At 73.8% G+C, this 3,522-nt stretch carries 3 protein-coding genes and 1 pseudogene; 3 read left to right on the plus strand and 1 reads right to left on the minus strand.

Annotated features, from left to right (window positions below):
• From AC2W7G_RS11965 to hemB, 3 genes and pseudogenes are all read left to right on the plus strand, one after another.
• Window positions 1-550, plus strand: a pseudogene (locus AC2W7G_RS11965) (hydroxymethylbilane synthase); the annotation flags it as partial.
• 26 nt (window positions 551-576) lie between these two features.
• Window positions 577-2,202, plus strand: a complete 1,626-nt coding sequence (locus AC2W7G_RS11970; protein WP_485868640.1) for a bifunctional uroporphyrinogen-III C-methyltransferase/uroporphyrinogen-III synthase — start codon at window positions 577-579, stop codon at window positions 2,200-2,202.
• A 2-nt stretch (window positions 2,203-2,204) separates the two neighbouring features.
• Window positions 2,205-3,188: a porphobilinogen synthase gene (gene hemB, locus AC2W7G_RS11975; protein WP_485868641.1), complete on the plus strand. Its 984-nt coding sequence runs from the start codon at window positions 2,205-2,207 to the stop codon at window positions 3,186-3,188.
• Between the two features lie 63 nt (window positions 3,189-3,251).
• On the opposite strand, the gene AC2W7G_RS11980 is transcribed toward hemB, so the two are convergent.
• The coding region (locus tag AC2W7G_RS11980; protein WP_485868642.1) for a hypothetical protein at window positions 3,252-3,522 on the minus strand (271 nt) is incomplete at its 5' end.

Consider the following 3,522-nt stretch of genomic DNA (forward strand, 5'->3'; position numbering starts at 1 on the left):
GCCCCGCGCCGCGTCGCCCAGCCTGTCCGCGCTCGGCCTGGGCATCGAGCTCGTCGGCGTGCGCGGCAACGTCGACACCCGCATCGGCAAGGTGACCAGCGGTGAGCTGGACGCCGTCGTCCTGGCCCGGGCCGGCCTGCTGCGCCTGGGCCGCGAGGACGAGGCCACCGAGGTGCTCGACCCGATCCAGGTGCTCCCGGCCCCCGGCCAGGGAGCCCTCGCGGTGGAGTGTCGCGTCGACGACACCACCACGGCCGGGCTTCTCGCGCAGCTCGACCACGCCGACACCCGCGCGGCCGTCACCGCCGAGCGCCGCCTGCTGGCGGAGCTCGAGGCCGGCTGCAGCGCCCCTGTGGGCGCACTCGCCGAGGTGGTCTCCGGCGACGACGGCGAGGAGCTGTGGCTCCGGGCCGTCGTCGGGGACCTCACCGGAGCCCGATCCATCCGCATGTCCACGACGGGATCGCTCGCCGATGCCGCCGCGGTCGGGGAGCGGCTCGCTGCCGAGCTGCTCGCCGAAGGTGCCGCCACGCTCGTGGCCGCCTCCTGAGACCGGCAGACCAGGAAGAGAACACTGTGACTAGCACCATCGCCACGCCCGAGCCCGCGGTGCCGACCGCCGCTCCCGCCTCGCGTCCTGCTCCGCAGGGCCAGGTGAGCTTCGTCGGCGCGGGTCCCGGCGACGCCAGCCTCCTGACGGTCCGTGCCGCGGAGCTGCTCGAGGCCGCCGAGGTCGTCATCATCGAGTCGCCCGACCAGGCCGCCCTGGTGACGAACGGCGCCGAGGTCGTCGAGGGCGGCACGACCGCCGACGGTGCCCCCATGCCGCACGCGGCCCGGGCCAAGCTCGTCGTCAAGCACGCCAAGACCGGCGCGCGCGTCGTCCGGCTGCTCACCGGTGACCCGTTCACCTACGGCACCGGCCCGGAGGAGGCCGCCGCCTGCGCCAAGGCCGGCATCGCCTTCGAGATCGTCCCGGGCGTCTCGTCGGCCAGCGCCGTCCCGACGTACGCGGGCGTCCCGCTGACGACCAAGTCCCAGCGCGGCGTCGCCGTGGTCGACGTGGCGACCAACTCGATCGACTTCAGCGCCCACCAGGGTGCGGACACGCTCGTCCTGCTCGACGCCCTCGACCGGCTCGACGAGGTCGCCGCGGCCCTGGTCGAGTCCGGCCGTCCGGCCACCACGCCGGTCGCCGTGACCTGCGTCGGCACCACGACCGAGCAGTCCACCGTGGTCTCGACCCTGGCCGACGTCGCCACCGACGCCAAGGCCGTCACCGGCCCGGCCGTCGTCGTGGTCGGCGAGGTCGTCGAGATGCGCGAGGTGCTCTCGTGGTTCGAGACCAAGCCGCTGTACGGCTGGCGCATCCTGGTGCCCCGCACCAAGGAGCAGGCCGCCGGCCTGTCGAGCCGCCTGCGCATGTACGGCGCGGTCTCCGAGGAGGTCCCGACCATCTCGGTCGAGCCGCCGCGCAACCCGCAGCAGGTCGACAAGGCCATCCGCGGCCTCGTCGAGGGCCGCTACGAGTGGGTCGCGTTCACCAGCGTCAACGCGGTGAAGGCCGTCCGGGAGAAGTTCGACGAGTACGGCCTGGACGCCCGCTCGTTCTCCGGCCTCAAGATCGCCGCGGTCGGCGACAAGACCGCCGAGGCCATCGCCGAGTGGGGCATCCGCCCCGACCTCGTGCCGTCCGGTGAGCAGTCGGCCGCCGGCCTGCTCGAGGACTGGCCGCCGTACGACGAGATGCTCGACCCGATCAACCGGGTCTTCCTGCCGCGCGCCGACATCGCGACCGAGACGCTCGTCGCGGGCCTGATCGAGCTCGGCTGGGAGGTCGACGACGTCACCGCGTACCGCACGGTCCGCGCCACGCCGCCGCCGGCGCCCACCCGTGAGGCGATCAAGACGGGCAAGTTCGACGCGGTGATGTTCACGTCGTCCTCGACCGTCCGCAACCTCGTGGGCATCGCGGGCAAGCCGCACACGTCCACGATCATCGCCTGCATCGGCCCGGCCACGGCGAAGACCGCCGAGGAGCACGGCCTGCGGGTGGACGTCGTCGCCGAGACGCCGTCGGTCGAGGTGCTGGCCGACGCGCTCGCCGCGTTCGGGGCCGAGCGCCGCGAGGCGCAGGTCGCCGCGGGCGAGCCGGTCACCAAGCCCTCGTACCGCCGTCCGTCCTCGCGCCGGAAGTCCTGACCGTGACCGGCTGGGAGCCGCCCGTCGTCCGTCCGCGTCGCCTGCGCCAGTCGCCGGCGATGCGGCGGCTGGTGCGCGAGACCTACCTCGAGCCGTCGCAGCTGCTGCTGCCGATGTTCGTGGCCGAGGGGCTGTCCGAGCCGCGTCCGATCGCGAGCATGCCCGGCGTCGTCCAGCACACGCGCGAGTCGGCCAAGCGCGCGTACGCGGAGGCGGCCGAGCTGGGCATCGGCGGCGTCATGCTGTTCGGCGTCCCCGAGCACAAGGACGCCGAGGGGTCGGGCGCGCTCGACCCGCAGGGCATCCTCAACGTCGCCCTCGCCGACGCGCGCGCCGAGGTCGGTGACGACCTGCTGGTCATGGCCGACCTGTGCCTGGACGAGTTCACCGACCACGGCCACTGCGGCGTGCTGGACGCGCAGGGGCGGGTCGACAACGACGCCACCGTCGAGATCTACGCCCGCATGGGCGTGGCGCAGGCCGAGGCCGGCGCCCACGTCGTCGGCCCCAGCGGGATGATGGACGGCCAGGTCGCCGCCATCCGGGCCGCGCTCGACGAGGCCGGTCACGACGACACGGTGATCATGGCCTACTCGGCGAAGTACGCCTCGGCGTTCTACGGCCCGTTCCGCGAGGCCGTCGACTCCTCGCTCACCGGCGATCGCAAGACCTACCAGCAGGACCCCGCGAACGCCCGCGAGGCCGTGCGCGAGACGCTGCTGGACGTCGAGGAGGGCGCCGACCTGGTCATGGTCAAGCCGGCGCTGTCCTACCTGGACCTCATCGCCGACGTGCGCGCCGCGGTCGACCTGCCGGTCGCCGCGTACAACGTCTCGGGCGAGATGGCGATGATCGAGGCCGCCGCGCAGAACGGCTGGATCGACCGCGAGCGGACCATCGACGAGGTGCTGCTGTCGATGCGCCGGGCCGGTGCGGACGTCATCCTGACCTACTGGGCCACCGAGGTCGCCCGCCGCCTGCGCTGACGCGGACGACACGCACGACGACGGGGCGCCTCCATCCGGAGGCGCCCCGTCGTCGTGCTCGCGTCAGCCCAGCAGCGAGGTGATGCAGCGGCCCAGGCCCACCAGGTCGAGCTCGCTGATGCCCTTGGCCAGGCAGCGGACCTTCGCCTCGGCCCAGGTGAGCGTGTTCTCGACGACGTCCTCGACGACGTCGGTCGGGTCCTGCGCCTGTCCGCCGCCTGTGCCGGAGCCGCCGCCGTTGCCGACGAGCGGGTCGGTGACGCCGCCGACCAGGTCGCTCAGCCCGGGACCGGGGTCGCGCTTGCCCGAGTCGGGGGCTGGACGAGCCGCCGCC

Source organism: Aeromicrobium sp. PFPM2_SD2, from assembly GCF_057364525.1.